Source organism: Novosphingobium sp. SG919, from assembly GCF_012932495.1.
In the GTDB taxonomy this organism is placed as follows: domain Bacteria; phylum Pseudomonadota; class Alphaproteobacteria; order Sphingomonadales; family Sphingomonadaceae; genus Novosphingobium; species Novosphingobium rhizosphaerae.
This window is the reverse complement of record NZ_JABCNG010000001.1, coordinates 1925452-1945739: the sequence shown is the minus strand read 5'-3', so window position 1 is coordinate 1945739 and position 20288 is coordinate 1925452. Positions and strand designations below refer to the sequence as shown.

The following is a 20288-nucleotide window of genomic DNA, read 5'->3' as shown; positions in this document are numbered from 1 at the left end:
TCGAACTGCGGGATCAGGCTGCTGCGCGCGCGCGGCTGCGCAACTGGCTCACCAGTGCCAGCGCTGCGGCGCCAAGGCAAAGCAGGCCGAGCGTTTGCAGCGCGGCCGGCAGGCTTCCATCGTGATACCCGCGCATGAAGGCAATGGCCTGGGTGCTCAGCGGCTGGCCGATCCACCACCCGCTCATGAACAGGCCCGTGCCGCGGCCGCGCACTTCGAACGGCAGGCTGCCCATCGCCAGCACCACCAGCGCCGGCAGCAACATGCCCGAGCCGACCTGGTTGACGACCAGCCACAGCGTGAACGCGCCGGTGGCCGGGGCATGGTTCATCAGCACGTAGGACACGCCGAGCAGGCCAAAGGCGGTCAGCAATTGCGTCGCCGGCGCAAGCCGCGCGGTGAAGCGGCGATAAAGCAGCGTTCCGGCGGCCACGGACAGCCCGGCCAACCCGCTGAACAAGCCGAGCGCGCTGGCCGACGTCACCCCGTGGTATTCGCTGAGCATCGCGCTCACCTGGATCTGCATGGTGAAGAACATCGTCCCGCCAAAGATCGCCAGCAGCGAGATCGGCACGATCGCTTTCCAGGGAAAGCGCACGCCCGGCGCTGCGGCTTCTGCAGCCGGCTCGTCGTTGCGGCTCGGTTCCCAGGTCCAGATCACCAGGGCGAGGGCGAAGACGATCGAGACGCCATAGGCGGCGAACGCACCGCGCCAGCCAAAGCTGCCCAATGCCCCGCCAAGCAGCGCCAGCACGATCGACGCGACCGAGGCAACCGCAGTCTGGTTGGCCAGCCATTTCTCGCGCTCGCGCCCGTGGAAATAGTCGCCGATCAGCGTGGTGCTGGAAATCACGATCAGCGCTTCCATCGCGCCGAGCACCACGCGGCTGGCGATGATCGTCATCAGGCTTTCGACGAAGATCGGCACCATCCCTACCACGGAATAGACGACGAGCGCGCCGATGCAGGTCTTGCGCCGGCCGAAGAAGTCGACGACGACCCCCGCCACCGGCGACAGCAGCGCCACGCAAAGCGCCGGCAGCGTGAGCATGAGCGGGACCAGGTATTCGACCCCGGGTACCGCGTGATAGTGCGCCATGATCTGCGGCAGCACCGGGACGAGCACGATCAGGCCCATCACCGCCATGGTGATGGGCAGCAGGAGCAAGATGCCCTGCAGCGTGCCGGCTTGGCGTCCAGCGACGGTCATTGGTTTTGGCTCCCCTTGCGAAATCTGGATACGATGCGCGGGCCGTCGCAGCCGCGAGGCGGCATGCAGACAGTCGATCGCCAGACTCTAGAGCCGGGACGGGTGCCGAGTTAGGTGTACAGATTGCGGATAAGCCCACGATGCGCCCCGGCAGCACTGCATGCCGGGCGCATCGTGGGCCTGATTCTTGCCCGGCGATCAGGCCGGAACGTCGGCCGGACGGGTCAACGTGCGGCGCAGGGCGTTGCGCCAGCCATCGATCAAGGGCTGGCGGTGCGCTGCGGGCATGGCCGGGCGCTGTACGTCTCGCCCGGTCCAGGTGCGGGAAAGATCGGCAAGCCCGCTCCACACCCCGGTCGCCAGGCCGGCGTGGAACGCGGCGCCCAGCGCCGTGGTTTCCAGGTTGTGGGGGCGTTCCACCGGCACTTGCAGCATGTCTGCCAGAAACTGGCACAACCAGTCGTTGGCCGTCATCCCGCCGTCCACGCGCATGGCGGCCGGCACTGCGCCGCTGTCGCGCGCCATCGCTTCAAGCAGGTCCCACGATTGATAGGCGACCGCTTCGAGCGCGGCGCGCGCAAGATGGGCGGGCGTGGCATCCAGCGTCAGCCCATGGATTGCGCCGCGCGCGTCAGGGTCCCAATGCGGCGCACCCAGGCCGACAAACGCTGGCACCATGTAGATGCCATGGCTGTCGGGCACGCGGGTGGCCATGTCGTTGGTTTCGCGGGCATGGGTGATGATGCCTAGCCCATCGCGCAGCCACTTGATCGCCGCGCCGGCCACGAAGATCGACCCTTCGAGCGCATAGGTCGTCTTGCCGCCCAGCCGATAGGCCGGCGTCGTGAGCAAGCGGTTTTGCGATACCGGCGCGGTTTCACCGGTGTTGAGCAGCATGAAGCAGCCCGTGCCATAGGTGGACTTGGCCATGCCCCGCTCGAAGCAGGCCTGGCCGAACAGCGCCGCCTGCTGATCGCCCACCAACCCCGCGATCGGAATGGACGTGTCGAACAGATCGGGCGCGGTATGGCCAAAGATGCCGCTGTTGTCGGTCACTTGCGGCAGGATCGCCATCGGCACGCGCAGCAGCTGGCACAGTTCTTCGTCCCACTGCTGGCGGTGGATGTCGAACAGCAGCGTGCGCGAGGCGTTGGTGATATCGGTGGCGTGCACGGCGCCGCCGGTCAGCCGCCACAGCAGGAAACAGTCGATCGTGCCCATCGCCAGGCGGCCGGCGTCGGCATCGGCGCGCGCGCCGGGCACGTTGTCGAGAATCCAGGCCGCCTTGGTGCCCGAAAAATAGGGGTCGAGCAGCAGGCCGGTGCGGCTGCGCACCATGTCTTCCAGCCCCTGGTCCTTGAGCGCCTGGCAGGCCGCGGCCGTGCGGCGATCCTGCCAGACCACCGCGTTGTAGACCGGACGGCCCGTCTCGCGGTTCCAGATCACCACGGTTTCGCGCTGGTTGGCGATGCCGATGCCGGCAATATCGGCCGCTTTCAGCCCGCTTTGCGCAATCGCTTCGCGCGCGGTCTCCACCGTGTCGCGCCAGATGTCCTCGGGATCATGCTCGACCCAGCCGGCCTGCGGGTAATGCTGGGGAAATTCGCGCTGGCTGGTCGCGCAGGCGCGGGCATCGGCATCGAACACGATGCAGCGGGTCGACGTGGTGCCTTGGTCGATCGCAAGGATATGGCGGGGTTGGGTCATGGGGTCTTGTCCTGTGAGGCGCCTCGATCGGCACGAAAGGCGGGGAAGGGTCAGGCCGAGGCTGGCAGGAATGGGCGGATCGCGGCCTGATAGAGCCCGGCACCGATGATCCCGCCCAACGTGGGCGCCGCGATCGGTATCCACCAATAGTTGTCTGGCGCGGGGAAGGCGGCCGGCCCCCAGCCGGCGACGAAGCAGAACAGGCGTGGCCCCAGGTCACGTGCCGGGTTGAGCGGCCAGGCTTCAAGGAAACCGCCGCAGGCGCCAATGCACGCCACCAGCAAGCCGATCGCCAGCGCCCCGGAATTGGCCATCGGCGCCTGGGTATTGGCCTGGTCGGTGATGGCAAAAATCCCGAGCAGCAGGATCGCGGTCAGGATGACTTCATCCCAGAAGGCGTGAAACGGCGTAATGAATTGGCCGGGGTGGGTAAAGAACACGCCGGCCGCGCCGCCCGCGCTGCGGGTCAGCCCGTGGACGGCGTTGTAATGGTCGATCACCGGCTGGAACAACTGGTAGACCAGCACCGCGCCGGCAAAGCCGCCGGCGATCTGGGCCGCGATATAGAGCGGGGCTTTGCGCGCCTCGAACCCGCGGAACAGCACGAGCGCCAGAGTGACCGCCGGGTTGGCATGCGTGCCCGAAACGGCGCCCGTGACATAGATCGCCAGCGTAACGGCGAGGCCCCAAGCGATGCACACGCCCCAATAGGCGGTGGCATATGGGCTCGGGTCATAGAGCGTGATCATCGCTGCTGCTGAATCGCCCAGCGTGATGATGATCATCACCGCAATGAATTCGGACAGCAACTCTCCGACCAGGCGTTTGCGCGGGCTCATGGCGATCCTCTGTGCGGGTTGAGCGGGCCGTTTTTGCAAGGCCCATCGTTACCGATCCAAGGTGGTAATCGCTTTGACCGGCGCGTCAAACGAAAAGTTCGTTTTCGCGCATTTCCGGGCTGGAGGCGCGATCTATACCGTGGTGCTGAGGCGGTGGAATTTATGAGAGTATATCTATAATTCAATAAAAACAGCAATTTAAATTGGGTTTTCGAGACATTTCCTATTGTGGGTGTGGCGGGGCTTTGTGCGCTAACGCGCGCAGTGGAATTTCGGAAAAGTGCGAAAAGGCGCGAAAGTGCTCGATCTTCGCGCCGGAATCGGTTATCAACCTGCCACCGATGGCCTGCGTGGCAGGCGGCAAAGGCATGACCATGACGCGCGATCCGCTCCTGAACTCGTATGACCTGCTGATCGTTGGCGGCGGTATCAACGGCGCCGGCATTGCGCGCGACGCTGCCGGGCGCGGCCTTTCGGTCTTGCTCGTGGAGCAGGACGATCTCGCGGCCCACACCTCGTCGGCCAGCACCAAGCTGGTGCATGGCGGCCTACGCTATCTGGAATACGGCGAATTCCGTCTGGTGCGCGAGGCCTTGATGGAGCGCGAGCGGCTGTGGGCCATGGCCCCGCACATCATCTGGCCGCTTTCGTTCGTCCTGCCCCAGCGCGGGGCCCTGCGCCCGGCCTGGATGGTGCGGCTGGGCTTGTGGCTTTACGATCACCTGGGCGGGCGCAAGCGTCTTCCCGCAACCCGGTCGGTCGATCTTGCGCGCGGCCCGCTGGGGCAGGGACTGGTCGACGCGGTCAAGGGCCGTGCTTTCGTCTATTCCGACTGCTGGGTTGAAGACAGTCGCCTGGTGGTGCTTAACGCCATGGATGCGCGCGCACGCGGTGCCACCGTGCTGACGCGCACCCGCCTTCTCGCGGCCCATCGCGAGGATGGCCATTGGCTTGCCACGATCCGTGACAGCAACGGGCAGCAGCGCCAGGTGCAGGCGCGGGGCCTGGTCAATGCCGCTGGTCCTTGGGTGGCCGAAGTGCTTGGCCGGATTGCCGGCGCGCCGCAGGATCGTGCCATGCGCCTGGTTCAGGGCAGCCATATCGTCTTGCCCCGCCTTTATGACGGGGATCACGCATTTCTGTTGCAAAACAACGATCGACGCGTGGTCTTTGCCATTCCTTATGAGCAGGATTTCACCCTGATCGGCACCACCGACGAAGTGTGGGACCAGGCGCCGGGCCGCGCCACGATCAGCACCACGGAGCGCGACTATCTGCTCGATGTGGTGCGCCGCCATTTCACCCGCCCGGTGGGCGAGGCCGATATCGTCTGGACCTATTCGGGCATCCGCCCGCTCTATGACGACAAGGCCAGCAACGCTTCGGCGGTGACGCGCGACTACGTGCTGGATCTGGACCAGCGCGAGGGCCAGGCGCCATTGCTCAGCGTCTTTGGCGGCAAGATCACTACCTACCGCAAGCTGGCCGAGCATGCGCTGGAAAAGCTGGAAGCGGCATTTCCCCAGGCCGGCCCGGCATGGACGGGCGGCGCCACTCTGCCCGGAGGCGACTTCCCCGCCGAGGGCTTCGGCGAACTGGTGGACGCGTTCTGCCGCGAGCGGCCGGGCCTGCCGCGTGCCTTGCTTACCCGCTGGGCGCGCGCATACGGCACGAATGCGCGGCAGCTTTTTGCCCAGGCACACAGCATTGCCGATCTTGGCGAGGATTTCGGCGGCGGGCTTCATGCCGCCGAACTGGCCTATCTGGCGCAACACGAATGGGCCGTGACTGCTGAAGACGTGGTGGCGCGGCGCAGCAAGTTGCTGCTGCGCCTTGCGCCCGAGGCGTGGCCCCGGATCGATGCCTGGCTTGCCCAATGGCGGGAAGCGCGCCAAGGGTAAGGCCACGTTCGATCCGGCCGCGTGGTGCGGCCAAGGCTTGGAGTTGCGATTTTGGCCGATCTTGCTGCGATCAGGCACAGGAGCCTTATCGAATACCTGCAGGGTGCGCGGTTTGCCGGGGTTGAGGAATTGGCTGGCGTGCTGGGCGTCACCCAGCAGACCATCCGCAAGGACCTCGATCTGCTCGCCAGCCGCCATCTGCTCACGCGGGTGCGGGGCGGCGCCATGCTGGAATCCCGGCTCGACAACATCGGCTATTCCACCCGCCGCGCCATTGCCGCCCATGCCAAGGATGCGATCGGACGCAAGGCCGCCGAACTCCTGCCCAACAATGCCTCGCTGTTTCTGAACATCGGCACCACCACCGAAGCCGTGGCACGCAACCTGCTGGATCACGAGCATCTGCTGGTGGTGACCAACAACCTAAACGTCGCCGATATCCTGGCCCAGAACAGCCGCATCGAGGTGATCGTGGCAGGTGGGCGGCTGCGCGCCAACGACCGGGCCGTAATCGGCAGCCTGACGGTCGATTTCATCAAGGGTTTCAAGGTCGATTACGCGGTCATCGGGACCAGTGCGCTCGACGCCGATGGCGATCTGCTGGATTTCGACATCAACGAAGTCACGGTTAGCCAGACGATCATTGCCCAGGCCCGCAAAGTCATGCTGGTGGCCGACGCGACCAAGTTCGAGCGGCTTGCCCCGGCACGGATCGGTTCGCTTTCCAACATCGACCTTTTCGTCACCGACAGCATGCCGCCCGAACAGCGCGCCGGCTTGGTCCAGCGCCACAATGTGGAAATCGTTCTGGCATCGTGATGCGGGCGCTAGGCCCTGGCGGCGGCTGGCAAACGCGTGTCGCCTGGGCGCCAGGTCAATAGACGTCGCGTTTGTAACGCCCGGCTTCTGCCAGCGCCTGCAACTGCTCTTCCCCCAGGATCGCCTGGAGCGCCGCGTCCACCCCGCTGGCCATGCCCTCCAGGCTGCCGCAGACCAGGATAGTGGCTCCCGCTGCGACAAAGGCGCTGATCGTATCGGCCGCTTCGCTGACGCGATGCTGGACATAGCGGCCGCAATCGGGATCGCGCGAAAACACGCGATCCAGCCGGGCGAGGGTGCCATCGCCCAGCCATCCCGCCAGCTCCTCGGCAAAAAACGCCTCGTGCGCTTGCGTGCGTTCGCCATAAAGCAGCCAGTGCCCCTTGCTGCCCGCCAGGGACTGGGCGCGTAGATGGGCGCGCAAGCCGGCGATGCCGGTGCCGTTGCCGATCAGGATCAGTGGCTGCCCGTCGCTGGCGGCATGAAATGACGGATTGCGGCGCAAGCGAGCCGAGGTGGTCGAGCCCAGCGGCAGCGTTGCCGTCAGCCACCCGGATCCCACGCCCAGCGTTCCATCGGGCTTGACCACTTGGCGCACGACCACATCGAGCGTGCCGTCCGCGCCGATCGACGCGGCAGAATAGCTGCGGACCGGTGCACCGGGTGCGGCTGCCTGCACTTCCACGATATCTCCGGCCTGCCAATCGGCGGAATGACCGCGCGGCGGCTGGAAGCGCAGATGAAAGACCGGGGCCGCCGTGCTCGCCGGATTGAGCACCGTGCGATCGACCAGTCGCCACTGGGCAAAGGCGGACGCTTCGCCGCTCGCGATGTCCGCCGCGCCGAGGGATTTGAGCGCTTCCTGCCAGCCTTGCGCGCCATCGCCAGCGCGGCGGTCGAGTGCAACCAGGGGAAACAGCGGCCGTGCCGCGCACCCAGACAGCCAGGCATCCACCTCGCGGCCGAACGCGCAAAACGCGCCGTATTCGCTGTCTCCGATCGCCAGCACGCCATAGCGCAGATCGCCAAGGTCGGGCCGTGGCCCCCGCATGACCTGCCGGGCAAAGCCGCGCGCCGCATCGGGCGCTTCGCCATCGCCATATGTGCTTACCACCAGCAGTGCGCGGCTTGCCTGCGCCAGGTCCGCTGCGGTGAGCCGGCCCATGGATACCACCTTGGCGCCCACGCCGCCCTGCGCCAGCGCATGGGCGGCGGCATGGGCCTGCGCGGCGGCAAAGCCGGTCTGGCTGGCATAGGCGATGAGGATCGCATCCGGACCACCATTGGCCTCGGGCGCGACACGGGCGAGCGCCTTGGCCGCGCGGCTCTGCCGGCGCCGCGAAAGGTAAAGCAGCAGTCCGGTAACCGCGAACAGCGGCATGGCCAGGCTGGTGACCAGCATCACGATCCGCCCGGGCAGGCCGAAGAACGCGCCCCGGTGCAATTCGAACATGCTTTGCGTGATGACCGTGCCAAGCGGGCGCCGGGCATAGAGATCGCGCTTCACCAGCGTGCTCGCGGCCGGATCGTAGGTAAAGATATCCGTCTGGCGCAGATGCCGGGCATCGGCGCGGCGCGCTTCGAAGCGGATCGTCTTCATCGGGCGATCGGCCGGTGGGCGGGCAATGCGCACCCAAGCATAGTGATCTCCGGTTGTGGCGCGGAACTGTGCCCAGGCCAGGTCCACCGGCGGACGCGGTGCCAATCCTGGCGCCCGCTTGCCGGCCGGCTCGTCGTCGGCCCCTGCTTTGCCGGTCATCACCTGCGTCACGCCCTGGCGATACCAGTCATAGCTCCACCACAGGCCGGTGAGCGCGCTGAGCAGATAGAACGCGAGCATCCACGTGCCGATCACGGCATGCAGCGCACGCCACAGATTGCGGCCGGTCTTGCGGCGGTCGAGCACCAGCCAGGCCCGCCAGTCTGACGCCTGCCGCGGCCAGCGCAGATAGAGGCCCGACAGCGCGAAGAAGATCAGGGCAAGCGCGCTGAATCCGGTGATCTGCCGGCCCGGCCCTTTGCCACCGCCGGGCAGGGCCAGCCAGCGATGCAGATGATCGATCGTTTCGAACACGGCATCCGCACGCCCCGGCCCCAGCCAGCGCCCGGTGGCGCGATCGACCTGGCCTTCCAGGCGGCCCTGGCCGCTCGCGGCATTGAGGCGGACGCTGTGCGACCGGGTGCGCGGCATTTGCCAGTCCAACCGGGTCACGCGGTAGCCGGGCTTGGCCGCTTCGATCCGTGCGATGAGCTGGTCAGGCGAAAGATCGGGGGCGGCAGGAACGCCCGGAGCAAACAAAGCCGGATCGACCGCTTCGCGAATCTCGTCCTCGAAACTCATCATCGCGCCGGTCACGCCCATCAGCGCCAGGACCAACCCGGCCGTAATCCCCAGCAGCCAGTGGATTTGAAACACGATGCGCTTGGTCACGACAACCCCGGTCAGGGCACGCCCGATGCGCGCCGATGGGGTCGCTCTAGCAAGGCTCGGCAAAAATGCAATTGCAACCGATTATCATTATTAGTATCGGGCCGGCGACACGTCACAGCATCGGGGACATACATGAGCATCTGGTTGATCGCGGCATCGGCTGCCACCATGGCCGCCGGCGGCGCCGAGGCTGCCCCTGGCGACCAGCGCGGCGAACGCCAACTGGACGAAGACATCGTCGTCACCGGGCAACGCCCCTCATTCAAGACCGAAGTCGTGCAGGTTGGCGCGTTTCGCAACCAGTCCGTGCTCGACACGCCGGCGACAGTGGCCGTCATCCCGCGCGCGCTGCTCGATGCGCAGGGTGCGATCGGGCTGGAAGAGGCGCTGCGTAACACCCCCGGCGTCACGCAGCAGGCGACCAGCCCCACCACCAGCAACAATTTCGTTTCGCGCGGTGTGCTGATGAATGCGCGCACCAATTACCGCCTCAACGGCGGGTTGCAGGTCATCAACCTCAGCCCGGTGCCGATCGAGAACAAGCAGCGGGTTGAACTGCTCAAGGGCGTTTCGGCGCTCTATTATGGCATTTCCACGCCTTCGGGCATCGTCAACGTCGTAACCAAGCGCGCCGGAACGCAGCCGGTCAACACGCTGACCATCAACGGCGATGCCGAAGGCAGCGTTGGCGCAGGCGTCGATTTCGGCCGCAAGATCGGTGCCGAGGGACAATTCGGCGTGCGGCTCAACGCGTACGGCAGCCACATCGAAACCCCGATCAATGGCGTCAACGGCTATCGCTATCTCGCCAGCGGGGCATTCGATTGGCAAGTGAGCGACCGGCTCGCGCTCAAGCTCGATGTGGAACACTATCGTCGCGCAACCGACGAGCCGGGCGGCATTTCGCTGGCCGCGTTCCAACTGCTCAAGACTGTTCCCGATCCTCATGCCCGGTATGCGCCGGTGAACGCGCCGTATCGCACCTGGTCCACCAATGTGCTGGGGCGCGCGGACTATGCGATTGCCGGGGATTGGTCGGTGCGAGTTGAAAGCGGCCTTGCCACCTCGCGCCGGCAGCGCGCACGTGCGGATTTCAGCTTTACCAGTGCGGCAACGGTGGCCAGCGGGGCTGGGCGGATCGCGGGCAACTACACCCCGGACCAAAGCTATCGCAACGAGTATTTGCGCGGCGAAGTGGCCGGTTCGGTTGAAACGCTGGGCATCCGTCATGAATTGCTGCTGGGGGCGGCGCGCAATCGTCAGGTGCAGGATGACCAGCACCAGCAAAGCTATACCAGCGCGGCGCAAAATTTCTATGTCGCGCCGTCATATAGCTTCGACACGCTGACGTTCACGACCACGCGGCTTGCGGCCGGGAGCGTCAACATCGACACCGGTTTCTATGTGCTCGATACCGCGCACGTGGGCGAGCGGTTGCTGCTGATCGGCGGCGTGCGGCGCGTGCTCTATGACACTGAAAATCTGGACGGCAGCGGCCGCTATCGGATGACGGCGTGGACCCCGACCGGTGGCGTGGTGTTCAAGCCGACGCCGCGGTCGAGCCTCTATTTCACCTATATCGAAGGGCTGGAAAGCGCCGGCACCGCACCCGATGGCACGACGAACCAGGGCGAAATCATGCCGCCGGTGATCAGCCGCCAGTATGAAGCGGGCGCGCGCGTCGAGGTGCTTGGCGCCCTTGCCAGCCTGGCCTGGTTCCACATCGATCGCGGGCTGTCCTACACGGACCTTTCCGGCGGATCGCCGGGCACCTACGTCACCAATGGGCGCGCAGTGCACCAGGGGGTGGAAGCATCGGTGCAGGGCCGGTTGACGCGCACCGTCTCGGTATCGCTGGCGGGGCAATATCTGCGCGCGGTCCAGCGTGAAACCGGCAGTGCAGCGCAGGATGGCAAATGGGTGGACAACACACCGCGCTGGTCTGGCTCGGCCTTTGTCGAATATCGCCCGGCTGCCTTGCCGGCGCTGGGCGTGAGTGCAGGTCTGTTTTACACCGGAAAGCGCTATGCCGATGCCCAGAACCTGTATGTGATGCCGGCCTATACCACCTACAGCCTGGGCGCCGATTACAAGCTGCGCTTGCCCCAGGGCCGGGCGCTGACACTGCGGGTCAACGGCGATAACATCACCAATACCCGCTATTGGGCAACCGGTGGCTCGGTCTTCTACGTGGGCCTTGCCCGGCAGGTTCGCTTTTCGGCGAGCATGGACTTCTGATCCCGCCGCGTGGCGGCCGATCCGTTGCGGCGCCGGTTTGGCGCCGCCACAGGATCGGCCCGTTCACACGGTCGATCCGATCATCGTATCGAACCGCGGCGGAAAAGGTTGACGATGGCAAGCAGCACCACCGCGCCGGCCAGCGACACCAGGAACGTGGTCACGGTAAGCGGCGCATCGTTGATGTCGCCGCGAGCCAGGATCAGGCCGCCAAGGAATGAGCCGACGATGCCCACCACGATGTTGAGGACGATGCCCTGCTGCCCATCAGTGCGCATGATCACGCTTGCCAGCCAGCCGATGACGCCGCCGACGACGAGCCACATGATAATTCCCATAATCGTTCTCCTGCGCTTTTCCAGGCGATCGGGCCATTTTGCCTGATCACGATGGTAGCCAAGATGAACCCCAGGCAGGTTGCGATGTTCCTGTTTTAAATCGCCTTGCAGAAATAAATAAAACGCGGCGATATTTCGGAGAGTATTTACTGCACAGAAAATATAAATCCGTGCTGATGCAACGATAAGATCATGGGATCGTTGTCTGGTTGCTCCAAGCGACACTTGCCCAACCTGGTCAGGGCGTTTGCAGCCAATGTGCAGACGTTCGCCGGCATGCCCGGCCGGTGCGGGTTTGCGAGGAACAACACCATGAAACGTGCAATCGTCTCCGTCGTACTTTCGACGGCCATGCTCGGCGTTCCCGTGCTCGCCCACTCCCAGATTGCGGCCCAGATTTCCCCCTCGATCACCACGCCTGCCACCACTGGCAGCTATTCCAGCACGCAGGTGGGTGTTTCGCCGGTCCGGGGCCTGGATGGGCCGGCATTTTCCGCCGCAGCTTCTGACGCAAACCTGTTCCAGATCGCGGCCAGCCGCCTCAGCCTGACCCGTTCGCAACGCAGCGATGTCCAGGCCTATGCCCGGCGCATCATTGCCGAGGCGGGCACGTCGCAAGACACGCTGCTCGCTTCGCTCAACAACGATCAGCGCAAGATCGCCAAGCCGACCACCCGCTTGTCAGCCAATCGCGCCGCAATGCTCAGGATGCTGCGCAAGACCCCGCGCAGCGGCTTCGACAATATGTACCTGACGCAGTCGGCCAAGGTCCAGCAGGGCAACTGGGCTGTCTACAAGGGTTATGCTGCCGACGGCGCAGACCAGTCGCTCAAGCAGGTAGCCGGCAACGGCGTGCCGATCATCGAGCAGCAACTGACACAGGGCGACGCACTGCTGCCATCGGCGCTCGCCGCACACTGACCGGCCTTGGCCGCCCGGCCTGATCCCCAGAGGGCCGGGCGCACCATCTGCCCTCATGCCAAGCGAGAAGACTGACATGGATAACCAACACGATATTTCGGTCCTCAACGGGCTGATCGCGACGACTTTCGACAGCCTCAAGGGCTTCGACGATGCCGCCGAACATGCCGATAGCACGCGCTATGCGGCGATTTTCGCCAAGTTTGCGCAAGAACGCACCCAGGTGGCCCAGGCGCTTCAAGCGCAGGTCCGCGTGCTGGGTGGCGATCCGGAAGTTGGCGCCACCTTGCTGGGGGCAGCCCATCGCGGCTTCATGGATCTCAAGCAGGCGCTGCTCGGTCGCAACGACCAGGCGATCATCGAGGAAGTCGAGCGTGGCGAGGATCATATCAAGGCCAAGTTCGAATACGCGCTGGACGATACCGAATTGCAATCGGGCACGCGCGACGCCGTTCGCGAAGCGTTCCTCTCCGTTCAGGCCGGGCATGACCAGGCCAGCGCGCTCAAGCACGGACGCGAATGAACGGGCCAGGCGCGGCGGCTGGCGGATTTAGGGTGCCAGCCGCCCGCTTTCATCGAAAGGATCAAGGCCATGGCTTTGGATGCACAACCTCTTGCCGCACCTGCCGGCGCGATTGCCCTGATTTCTGCCGATGACTTGCGCGGCAAGGCCGTGCACGGCCGCGACGGCGACAAGCTGGGCACCATCGCCAAGCTGGTCCTGGACGAACGCAGCGGGCAGATCGCCTATATCATCCTTTCCACCGGTGGCTTCCTTGGCCTTGGCCAAAGCTATCACCCCGTTCCGTGGTCTGCCTTCCAGTACGACGACGGCCAAAGCGGCTATGTGACTGCGATCGACAAGCGGCTGCTCGAGGGGGCACCCAGCTTTCGCCCCGATTCCGCCCCGCTGTTCGACGACGCCTATGGCCGACGCGTGACCGACTATTATCGCGCGCCGCCGGCCGATATCGTGGCGTTCTAAGCGGTCGGCGCCTGGACCGCCGTGGCAGGCGGCGTCGCTGCGCAAGGGGCAATAAGTCTATCAGCAATGCTCGTTGGCCAAGGCGGGCGGTTGGGGGCAGGCAAGGCGTAAGACAGACAGGGGAACTCGATCATGCCCAAGCCCATTCGCGCCGCTCTTGGTAGCCTTTTGGCCATGGCGACGCTGGCGCCAGCCCACGCGGCGCCGGTTGCGGTCGCCCGCGTCCATGCCGGTGCCTTGCCCATCGACGCGCACCTCGATCTGCCCGAAACGTTCGATCCGGGCCGCGCCGATGCGTCGGGGCAGGGGCAGTTCAGCCTGGCCCAGGCGCGGCAGGGCGGGTTGAAAGGCGCGGTGATCGCGGTCTTCGTGCCGCAAGGAGACGATAGTCCGGCGGCCCAGGCCGCTGCCACAGCCGGTGCGCTGCGCAAGCATACGATCATCGATGCCTTGGCCAGTTCCTATCCCGATCGCGCCGCGCGGGCGCTCACCCCGACAGATTTCCGCCGCATTGCCATAAGCGGCCGCCTTGCGGTGATCGAAAGCGTGGTCAACGGCGGCGCCTTTGTGCGCGATGCGGACGATGTCGATCCCTGGGGGCGGCGCGGCGTGCGCGTGTTCGGCTTCGTTCACGCCGGGCACAATGCCCTGGCCGACAGCTCGCGCCCCGCACTGGTGCGTGGGGAAGGGGTATCACGCTGGGGTGGGCTGTCGCCTGCGGGCAAGCGGGTGCTGGCGCGGCTCAACCAGCTTGGCGTGCTCGTCGATGTCTCGCAACTGAGCGACGCAGCCTTTGCCGACGTGCTGGCGCTCAGCACTGCGCCGGTGGTCGCCACCCATTCCGACTTGCGCAGCCTGGTGGACAACACCCGCAATCTTACCGATGCGCAACTCGATGCGCTCAAGGGCAAGGGCGGGGTCATCGCGATCAATGCCTTCAGCGCCTATCTGCGGCCGCGCGATCCGGCCTTTGCCCAGCGCATCGTGGCCTTGCAGCAGGAATTCGGCATTGCCGATGGTAAGGCCACGCTGCCGCCCGAAAAGGCCGCCGAATACGACCGGCGCTATCACGCGCTGCGCGCCGAAGAGCCGCGTGCCAGTGTCAAGGATCTGGTCGATGCAGTCGATCACGCGGTGCGGCGCATCGGCATCGACCATGTCGCCTTGTCTAGCGATTTCAACCACGGCGGCGGCATCGTCGGCTGGGAGGATGAAAGCCAGGCCCAGGCCGTCACGGCTGAACTGGTACGGCGTGGGTACAAGCCCGCCGCGATTGCCAAGCTGTGGAGCGGAAACTTCCTGCGCGTGTGGCAGGCGGCAGAGGCGGGGCGCACCACGCCCCGCTGATCGCGGCCGCCTATCGCGCTGGGGACGGCACCGCCAAGCCGAGATGATCGCGCAAGGTTGTGCCGACATAGGCGCTGCAGACCAGCCCGCGCCGTTGCAGGATGGGGACGATATCAGCGAAAAAGCGGTCGGCGCCCAGCGGCCCAACTTGCTCAGTGGCCAGCCTGCCCTTTCGCGCAGCGTATGGCGAAAGTCTCCGCCACGGATGGCGTCGGTTGGCGGCGGAATGGCGCCAGCCGCCGTGGTGAATGCCATCGGCGGTGACGAACCGGGCCAGATGCATGGAAACTTGCGTTGTCAGCGGGTTTTCTTGCCCGATGCGCCATCCTTGCGCGGCTGGCCCAGCACCAGGCCCAAAGCCATCGGCACGAGGAAGGCCAACGCTTGAAGCGGATGGAGCGCCAGGCCGACGATGCCCGGTCCGGGGCAAATTCCGGCCAGGCCCCAGCCCAGTCCGAACAGGACGGAGCCACCGATCAGCGCGCGATCCACGCCGCGCCGGGGCAGATCGGGCAGGATCCCGCCATCCAGCGCCTTGCCGCGCCGGCGCGCAAGCGCGAACAGCGGTGCGGCGACGGCCAGCGCGCCACCCATCACGAAGGCGAGCGTGGGGTTCCACCCCTGCAACGGCGTCAGGAAACCCAGGACTCGGGCCGGATCGGCCATGCCCGAAATCAGCAGGCCGAGGCCGAAGACCAGGCCGGCGAACAGTGCGTTGGCCGGCTTCATGCCAGGGCCGCCAAGATCGATGCGGTGATCGCGGCCACGGCCATGAACGTGACGACCGCCACCAACGATCGCGAGGACAGCCGCGACAGGCCGCAGATGCCGTGGCCGCTGGTGCAGCCATTGGCGAGGGCCGTGCCGGTGCCCACCAGCGCGCCGGCCACGATCAGTTGCAACCAGCCAAGACTGGCATATCCGGGGGCAAGGTCATGCGGCCAGGCCAGCCGCGCGATCAGGCCGGCGGCAAACAGCCCGGCCAGGAACCACAAGCGCCAGACCCGATCGGGTCCCTGCAGCGCCAGCCGCGCAATGCCGGCAATGCCGGAAATGCGGCCATGGACCAGCCACATCGTGCCGCAGACAAGCCCGATCAGGGCGCCGCCGGCCAGCGCCGGGCCAATGGCGGGGGTGATGATGCTCAAGCGGAACCCTTCCTGGATTAGGCGAAAAAGCGGTTGGCGGGCCGCGCCAGGCCCAGGTGATCGCGCAAGGTTGTGCCGGTATAGTCGTGGCGAAACACGCCGCGGCGCTGCAATTCGGGCACGACCTTGTCGGTGAAGTCGAACAGGCCCTGGGGCACGAACGGGAACATCACGTTGAAGCCGTCCGAGCCGCGCTCTTCCAGCCATTGTTGCATTTCATCGGCGATTGTACGCGGTGTGCCGACAAAGGCCAGCCCGGCATAGCTGCCCGCGCGCGCGGCAAGCTGGCGGATCGTGAGGTTTTCGCGGCGGGCCAGCGCAATGGTGCGCTCGCGCCCGGATTTGCTGGCGTTGGTTTCGGGAATGTCGGGCAGCGGACCATCGGGATCGAAACCAGAAACATCGTGCCCCAGCATGATCGACAGCGAGCGGATGCCGCTGTCGTAATGCACCAGGCTGTCGAGCAGGGCGCGCTTGTCCTGCGCTTCGGCTTCGCTTTCGCCCACGACCACGAAAGCGGCCGGCAGGATCTTGAGACTGTCGGGATAGCGGCCCAGCACGGCCATGCGGCCTTTCACGTCGGCATAGAAGGCTTGCCCGTTGGCCAGGCTGTCGGCCGCGCCGAAAATCACTTCGGCGGTTTCGGCGGCCAGCTGGCGCCCCGCTTCCGAAGCGCCCGCCTGGACGATGACCGGCCAGCCCTGGACCGGGCGGGCAATGTTGAGCGGGCCCTTTACGCGCAGGAACTCCCCCGCGTGGTCCAGGGTGTGGACCTTTGCCGGATCGAAGAACACCCCGCTCTCCACGTCGCGCAGAAAGGCATCGTCGGCCCAACTGTCCCACAGGCCGGTGACCACCTGGTGGAACTCGCGCGCGCGGGCATAGCGCGTGGCGTGTTCCAGGTGATCGTCCTGCCCGAAATTCGCCGCGGTTTCCGGATTGCCGGTGGTCACGATGTTCCAGCCGGCGCGGCCGCCCGAAATGTGATCGAGCGAGGCAAAGCGCCGGGCGACATGGAATGGTTCGTCATACGTGGTCGACGCGGTGGCAACCAGGCCGATGCGCTGCGTCACCATGGCCAGGGCCGAAAGCAGGGTAAATGGCTCGAACGACGTGGCCGTGTGGCTGCGCTTGAGCGCATCGATCGGCATGTTGAGCACGGCCAGGTGATCGGCCATGAAGAACGCGTCGAACTTGGCAGCCTCAAGGCGGCGTACCAGTTCCACCTGAAGCCTCAAGTTGAAATTGGCATCCGGCGCTGCGCCGGGATAGCGCCAGGCGCCCGTGTGGATGGAGATCGGGCGCATGAACGCGCCAAGGTGAAGCTGCCGGCTTGCTGTCATGCCCGGCAAAGTGTGCTGGCAGGCGCCCCATTTCAACCATGTGCGTCATGAGAGTTTTTCAACGGTCGCGCGGCAACTCGTGCTTGACCGCCCCATGGATTTTCTTGGCGCGCCTGGCCCAGCCCGCTCTTGCGCGCTTTATCTACTTTTAAGATAGACAATACAGGCATGGGTTCATGCCGGTTCCGCTACCCTGCGCTGGATGCGTTGCCCATCACGTGATTTGCACATCGGGCAGGGGGGCTCATGCGTTTCAGGATTCACAGGGTTTTGACGGTTGCCGGCTGTGCAGCGGGTTTTGCCGTGGGCGGCATGGCCCATGCCACCGATGGCTATTTCCTCAACGGCGTGGGTGCCAAGGCCAAGGGCGCCGGTGGGGCGGAAATCGCCGATCCGCAAGACAGCCTGGCGATTGCGGCCAATCCCGCTTCGGCCACCGCGATCGGTGCAAGGGCCGATGCCGGCGTGGAACTGTTCGTGCCCGATCGGGGCGCTAGGATCCATGGCAATGGCGCAGGGCTTGACGGCACCTACAGCGGCAATGGTGCCAATCCCTTTGTGTTGCCCGAGCTGGGCTATGTGCGCCCGCTTTCGGGCACGGTGTCGCTGGCCCTGGCGATCAACGGCAATGGCGGGATGAACACCACGTACAAGCGCAATCCCTTCGCTGCCTTTGGCGCAAGCGGGTCTTCCGGGGTGGATCTCAAGCAGATCTTCGTTTCGCCCACGCTGGCGGTCAGGGTGGGAGCCGGGCAATCGCTGGGAGTTTCCCCGGTCATCGTGATCCAGACGTTTCGCGGCACGGGTATCCAGCCTTTTGCCACCGCCTCGGCCGATCCGGGTCATTTCACCGATCGGGGCACCGATTGGGCGGCCGGTCTTGGCGTGCGGGTTGGCTGGCTGGGCCATTTCGGACACGCGGTGCGCGCCGGTGCCTTTTACCAGTCCAAGATCGTGCCCGGCCGTTTCGACAAATATGCCGGCTTGTTTGCCGGGCAGGGCAGCTTTGCTGTGCCGGCCTCCTGGGGATTTGGCTTTGCGGTGGACCCGGTGCCCGCGCTCACGCTGGCGGCCGATTTCAAGCGGATCGAATATGGCGGGGTGGCCTCGGTCGGCAATCCGCTGGCGCGCCTGTTTGCCGGCCAGCCGTTTGGCAGCACCGACGGCCCCGGCTTTGGCTGGCGCAGCATTTCGGTGGTCAAACTGGGGCTGACCTATCGCAGCAGCCCGCATTGGGCCTGGCGGGCCGGCTATGGACGCTCGGGCAATCCCGTGCCCGCGTCGGAAACGCTGCTCAACATCCTCGCGCGCCCGGCGTGGTGCGCGATCATTTCACGCTGGGCGCCACCTGGGCGCCTGCGTCAGGGCCGGAGATCACTGTCTTTGCGATGCATGCGCCATCGCAGACGGTGCGCGGCGTCAATTCGATCCCGGCCAACTTTGGCGGGGGTGAGGCCGATGTCAGGCTGGGGGAAACGTCGGTTGGCCTTTCGTTCGGTTTCCCGCTCTGACGGGGCACGCAGCGGGATGAGGCCGGCCAGGGTGCTGGGCCGCCTGCCGCTGCTGATCGCATTGCTCACGCTGCTGGGGGGCCGCCTGCCGGGCCTTGAACAGCCGGTGGCAGGCGTGCGCCTGGCCTGGGAAATCATCCCGGCGCGCGACGATCGTGGCCGGCCGCTGGGCATGCTGGTGGTTTCGGCGCTGATGGCCCCCTCGCCACCGGGTCACTCTCGCCCGGTCCTGGTCGTGTTCAATGGCGGGCCGGGCGCTTCGTCGGGATGGCTGCAACTGGGCCTGCTCGGCCCGCTGCAGGTGGTGCTGCCCACGCGGGCCGATGCGCCCGTGCCGCGCGCCCCCATCTTGGCGGCGCCGGCCGAAAGCCTTGCGGCCCATGCCGATGTGTTGTTCGTCGATCCGCTCGATACAGGCTTCAGCCGGCGTGCGCCCGGCGTGCAACCTTCGCGCGTGCGGGGTTGGCAGGCCGATGGCGACTATCTGGCGCGCGCTGTGGCAGTTTGGCTGGCGCGCCATGGCCGCCTGGGCGCGCCGGTGGTGTTGATGGGCGAAAGTTTCGGGGCGGAGCGGGCGGTTGCCGTGGCCGAAGCCTGGCAGCGCCAGGCGACTGGCGTACGGCTGGCCGGCATCGCCATGCTGTCGCAAACCGTGCTCAATGAAACCGATCTGCGCGCCACCGATCCGGCGCTGGCCATGGCCATGGGCCTGCCGACGGTGGCGGCAACCGCCTGCCATTATGGCCGGGCGCGCGGCACGGCGCGCGATCCGCTGGCTTGTGCCGACGCGGCCGCGCGGCTGGGCGAGGGCGCCTATCTGGCCCATCTGCGCCACGGCGACCGGGCGGCCGCGCGTTCCACCGAACGCCTCGCTGCCGATCTGGCCGCCGTGACCGGCCTGGATCGCACGACGCTCGCCACCGGCGGCATGGCGGTGGACCGGCAGCAGGCCCGCCTGGCCATGCTGCACGCGCAGGGCATGGCCTTGGGCCTCTATGACAGCCGCCGCGCGGCGCGGCTCGACGATCCACGCGGCTGGCGCGATCCATCGCTTGTGCCCTACCTTGCCGCACTGGGGGATGCCATGGCGCGGTACAACGCCCGCCTCCTCGGGCTGGTGCGCTCTCCGGTCGATGGCAGCGCCTATGTGCTCTATGATCCGGCGGTCCGCCGCACCTGGCAGCGCGATGCGGCATTGGCCGGGCGCGGCTTTGCCCTGGCCGATCGCCTGCGCACCGTGTTGCGCCAATCGGGCGCGCGCCTGCTGCTGGCCAGCGGCGTGTTCGACAGTGTTGGTGGCTATGGCGCTGATCGCGCACTGGCGGCGCGCCTTGCGTTGCCACCGGGCCAGGTGACCGTGGCTCGCTATGGCGCGGGGCACATGTTCTATTTCGATGCGCCCAGCCGCCGCGATTTCCTGCGCCGCCTGCAAGGCATCGCTGGTGGCCCAGCACGTCCCTTCGCGGCGGGCGAGGCCAAAGATTTGCTTGTGCGGCACGTGGATCGCCTGTCTTGACCTGTAATCTCGACTGAATAGGTAGAGATCATGG

16 protein-coding genes are annotated in these 20288 nt (G+C 66.2%); 8 read left to right on the top strand and 8 right to left on the bottom strand.

What is annotated here, in order from left to right:
* Nucleotides 1–13: 13 nt before the first annotated feature.
* The 3 genes from FHT19_RS08680 to FHT19_RS08670 all read right to left on the bottom strand — a co-directional run bounded on the left by FHT19_RS08680 (nucleotide 14) and on the right by FHT19_RS08670 (nucleotide 3756).
* The gene (locus tag FHT19_RS08680) at nucleotides 14–1210 is read right to left on the bottom strand and encodes an MFS transporter (RefSeq protein ID WP_169474606.1); all 1197 of its coding nucleotides are present in this window, start codon (nucleotides 1208–1210) and stop codon (nucleotides 14–16) included.
* A 198-nt stretch (nucleotides 1211–1408) separates the two neighbouring features.
* Nucleotides 1409–2917, bottom strand: coding sequence for a glycerol kinase GlpK (gene glpK / locus FHT19_RS08675; RefSeq protein WP_169474605.1), 1509 nt, complete (start codon nucleotides 2915–2917; stop codon nucleotides 1409–1411).
* Nucleotides 2918–2967: 50 nt separating this feature from the next.
* The gene (locus tag FHT19_RS08670; protein WP_168555136.1) at nucleotides 2968–3756 is read right to left on the bottom strand and encodes an MIP/aquaporin family protein; all 789 of its coding nucleotides are present in this window, start codon (nucleotides 3754–3756) and stop codon (nucleotides 2968–2970) included.
* A 368-nt stretch (nucleotides 3757–4124) separates the two neighbouring features.
* Between FHT19_RS08670 and glpD the strand changes: the two genes are divergently transcribed.
* Together glpD and FHT19_RS08660 are read left to right on the top strand one after the other, a co-directional pair.
* The gene (gene glpD, locus FHT19_RS08665; protein WP_169474604.1) at nucleotides 4125–5657 is read left to right on the top strand and encodes a glycerol-3-phosphate dehydrogenase; all 1533 of its coding nucleotides are present in this window, start codon (nucleotides 4125–4127) and stop codon (nucleotides 5655–5657) included.
* Between the two features lie 51 nt (nucleotides 5658–5708).
* Nucleotides 5709–6476: a DeoR/GlpR family DNA-binding transcription regulator gene (locus FHT19_RS08660; RefSeq protein ID WP_211184742.1), complete on the top strand. Its 768-nt coding sequence runs from the start codon at nucleotides 5709–5711 to the stop codon at nucleotides 6474–6476.
* 55 nt (nucleotides 6477–6531) lie between these two features.
* On the opposite strand, the gene FHT19_RS08655 is transcribed toward FHT19_RS08660, so the two are convergent.
* Entirely contained in the window at nucleotides 6532–8907 is a 2376-nt protein-coding gene (locus FHT19_RS08655; RefSeq protein ID WP_169474602.1) for a sulfite reductase flavoprotein subunit alpha, read from the bottom strand.
* A gap of 132 nt (nucleotides 8908–9039) precedes the next feature.
* Between FHT19_RS08655 and FHT19_RS08650 the strand changes: the two genes are divergently transcribed.
* Complete coding sequence (locus FHT19_RS08650; RefSeq protein ID WP_169474601.1) at nucleotides 9040–11145, top strand: TonB-dependent siderophore receptor; 2106 nt, start codon at nucleotides 9040–9042, stop codon at nucleotides 11143–11145.
* A gap of 80 nt (nucleotides 11146–11225) precedes the next feature.
* Here the strand turns inward: FHT19_RS08650 and FHT19_RS08645 are convergent, their stop codons facing one another.
* Complete coding sequence (locus tag FHT19_RS08645) at nucleotides 11226–11483, bottom strand: GlsB/YeaQ/YmgE family stress response membrane protein (RefSeq protein WP_168555563.1); 258 nt, start codon at nucleotides 11481–11483, stop codon at nucleotides 11226–11228.
* Nucleotides 11484–11795: 312 nt separating this feature from the next.
* On the opposite strand from FHT19_RS08645, the gene FHT19_RS08640 reads away from it, so the two are divergent.
* The 4 genes from FHT19_RS08640 to FHT19_RS08625 all read left to right on the top strand — a co-directional run bounded on the left by FHT19_RS08640 (nucleotide 11796) and on the right by FHT19_RS08625 (nucleotide 14736).
* Nucleotides 11796–12404, top strand: a complete 609-nt coding sequence (locus FHT19_RS08640) for a DUF4142 domain-containing protein (protein WP_169474600.1) — start codon at nucleotides 11796–11798, stop codon at nucleotides 12402–12404.
* Nucleotides 12405–12480: 76 nt separating this feature from the next.
* Nucleotides 12481–12927 (top strand): PA2169 family four-helix-bundle protein, encoded by a 447-nt coding sequence (locus FHT19_RS08635; protein ID WP_169474599.1) that lies wholly within the window; start codon nucleotides 12481–12483, stop codon nucleotides 12925–12927.
* A 69-nt stretch (nucleotides 12928–12996) separates the two neighbouring features.
* On the top strand, nucleotides 12997–13389 hold the full coding sequence (locus FHT19_RS08630) for a PRC-barrel domain-containing protein (protein ID WP_169474598.1): 393 nt from the start codon (nucleotides 12997–12999) through the stop codon (nucleotides 13387–13389).
* Between the two features lie 132 nt (nucleotides 13390–13521).
* Nucleotides 13522–14736 carry a membrane dipeptidase gene (locus FHT19_RS08625; protein WP_169474597.1) on the top strand — a complete coding sequence of 405 codons (1215 nt, stop codon included), beginning with the start codon at nucleotides 13522–13524 and terminating at the stop codon, nucleotides 14734–14736.
* 297 nt (nucleotides 14737–15033) lie between these two features.
* Here FHT19_RS08625 and FHT19_RS08620 read toward each other — a convergent pair whose 3' ends face one another.
* From FHT19_RS08620 to FHT19_RS08610, 3 genes are read right to left on the bottom strand one after another with little or no spacing between them, the layout of a single operon-like run.
* The gene (locus FHT19_RS08620) at nucleotides 15034–15465 is read right to left on the bottom strand and encodes a DUF6691 family protein (protein WP_168555127.1); all 432 of its coding nucleotides are present in this window, start codon (nucleotides 15463–15465) and stop codon (nucleotides 15034–15036) included.
* Nucleotides 15462–15884 (bottom strand): YeeE/YedE thiosulfate transporter family protein, encoded by a 423-nt coding sequence (locus FHT19_RS08615; protein ID WP_211184743.1) that lies wholly within the window; start codon nucleotides 15882–15884, stop codon nucleotides 15462–15464. Before FHT19_RS08615 ends, FHT19_RS08620 begins: the two co-directional genes overlap by 4 nt.
* 17 nt (nucleotides 15885–15901) lie before the next feature.
* Entirely contained in the window at nucleotides 15902–17227 is a 1326-nt protein-coding gene (locus FHT19_RS08610) for an LLM class flavin-dependent oxidoreductase (RefSeq protein WP_169474596.1), read from the bottom strand.
* Nucleotides 17228–17473: 246 nt separating this feature from the next.
* On the opposite strand from FHT19_RS08610, the gene FHT19_RS24385 reads away from it, so the two are divergent.
* A complete protein-coding gene (locus FHT19_RS24385) occupies nucleotides 17474–20254 on the top strand; it encodes an outer membrane protein transport protein (RefSeq protein WP_248290329.1) in 2781 nt (926 codons plus the stop codon).
* Nucleotides 20255–20288 lie beyond the last annotated feature (34 nt).

What these genes read in the sequence shown, in the direction of transcription:
- FHT19_RS08680 (WP_169474606.1), bottom strand. Translation starts at nt 1,210, where the DNA reads ATGACCGTCGCTGGACGCCAAGCCGGCACGCTGCAGGGCATCTTGCTC.
- glpK (WP_169474605.1), bottom strand. Translation starts at nt 2,917, where the DNA reads ATGACCCAACCCCGCCATATCCTTGCGATCGACCAAGGCACCACGTCG.
- FHT19_RS08670 (WP_168555136.1), bottom strand. Translation starts at nt 3,756, where the DNA reads ATGAGCCCGCGCAAACGCCTGGTCGGAGAGTTGCTGTCCGAATTCATT.
- glpD (WP_169474604.1), top strand. Translation starts at nt 4,125, where the DNA reads ATGACCATGACGCGCGATCCGCTCCTGAACTCGTATGACCTGCTGATC.
- FHT19_RS08650 (WP_169474601.1), top strand. Translation starts at nt 9,040, where the DNA reads ATGAGCATCTGGTTGATCGCGGCATCGGCTGCCACCATGGCCGCCGGC.
- FHT19_RS08645 (WP_168555563.1), bottom strand. Translation starts at nt 11,483, where the DNA reads ATGGGAATTATCATGTGGCTCGTCGTCGGCGGCGTCATCGGCTGGCTG.
- FHT19_RS08640 (WP_169474600.1), top strand. Translation starts at nt 11,796, where the DNA reads ATGAAACGTGCAATCGTCTCCGTCGTACTTTCGACGGCCATGCTCGGC.
- FHT19_RS08635 (WP_169474599.1), top strand. Translation starts at nt 12,481, where the DNA reads ATGGATAACCAACACGATATTTCGGTCCTCAACGGGCTGATCGCGACG.
- FHT19_RS08630 (WP_169474598.1), top strand. Translation starts at nt 12,997, where the DNA reads ATGGCTTTGGATGCACAACCTCTTGCCGCACCTGCCGGCGCGATTGCC.
- FHT19_RS08625 (WP_169474597.1), top strand. Translation starts at nt 13,522, where the DNA reads ATGCCCAAGCCCATTCGCGCCGCTCTTGGTAGCCTTTTGGCCATGGCG.
- FHT19_RS08620 (WP_168555127.1), bottom strand. Translation starts at nt 15,465, where the DNA reads ATGAAGCCGGCCAACGCACTGTTCGCCGGCCTGGTCTTCGGCCTCGGC.
- FHT19_RS08610 (WP_169474596.1), bottom strand. Translation starts at nt 17,227, where the DNA reads ATGACAGCAAGCCGGCAGCTTCACCTTGGCGCGTTCATGCGCCCGATC.
- FHT19_RS24385 (WP_248290329.1), top strand. Translation starts at nt 17,474, where the DNA reads ATGCGTTTCAGGATTCACAGGGTTTTGACGGTTGCCGGCTGTGCAGCG.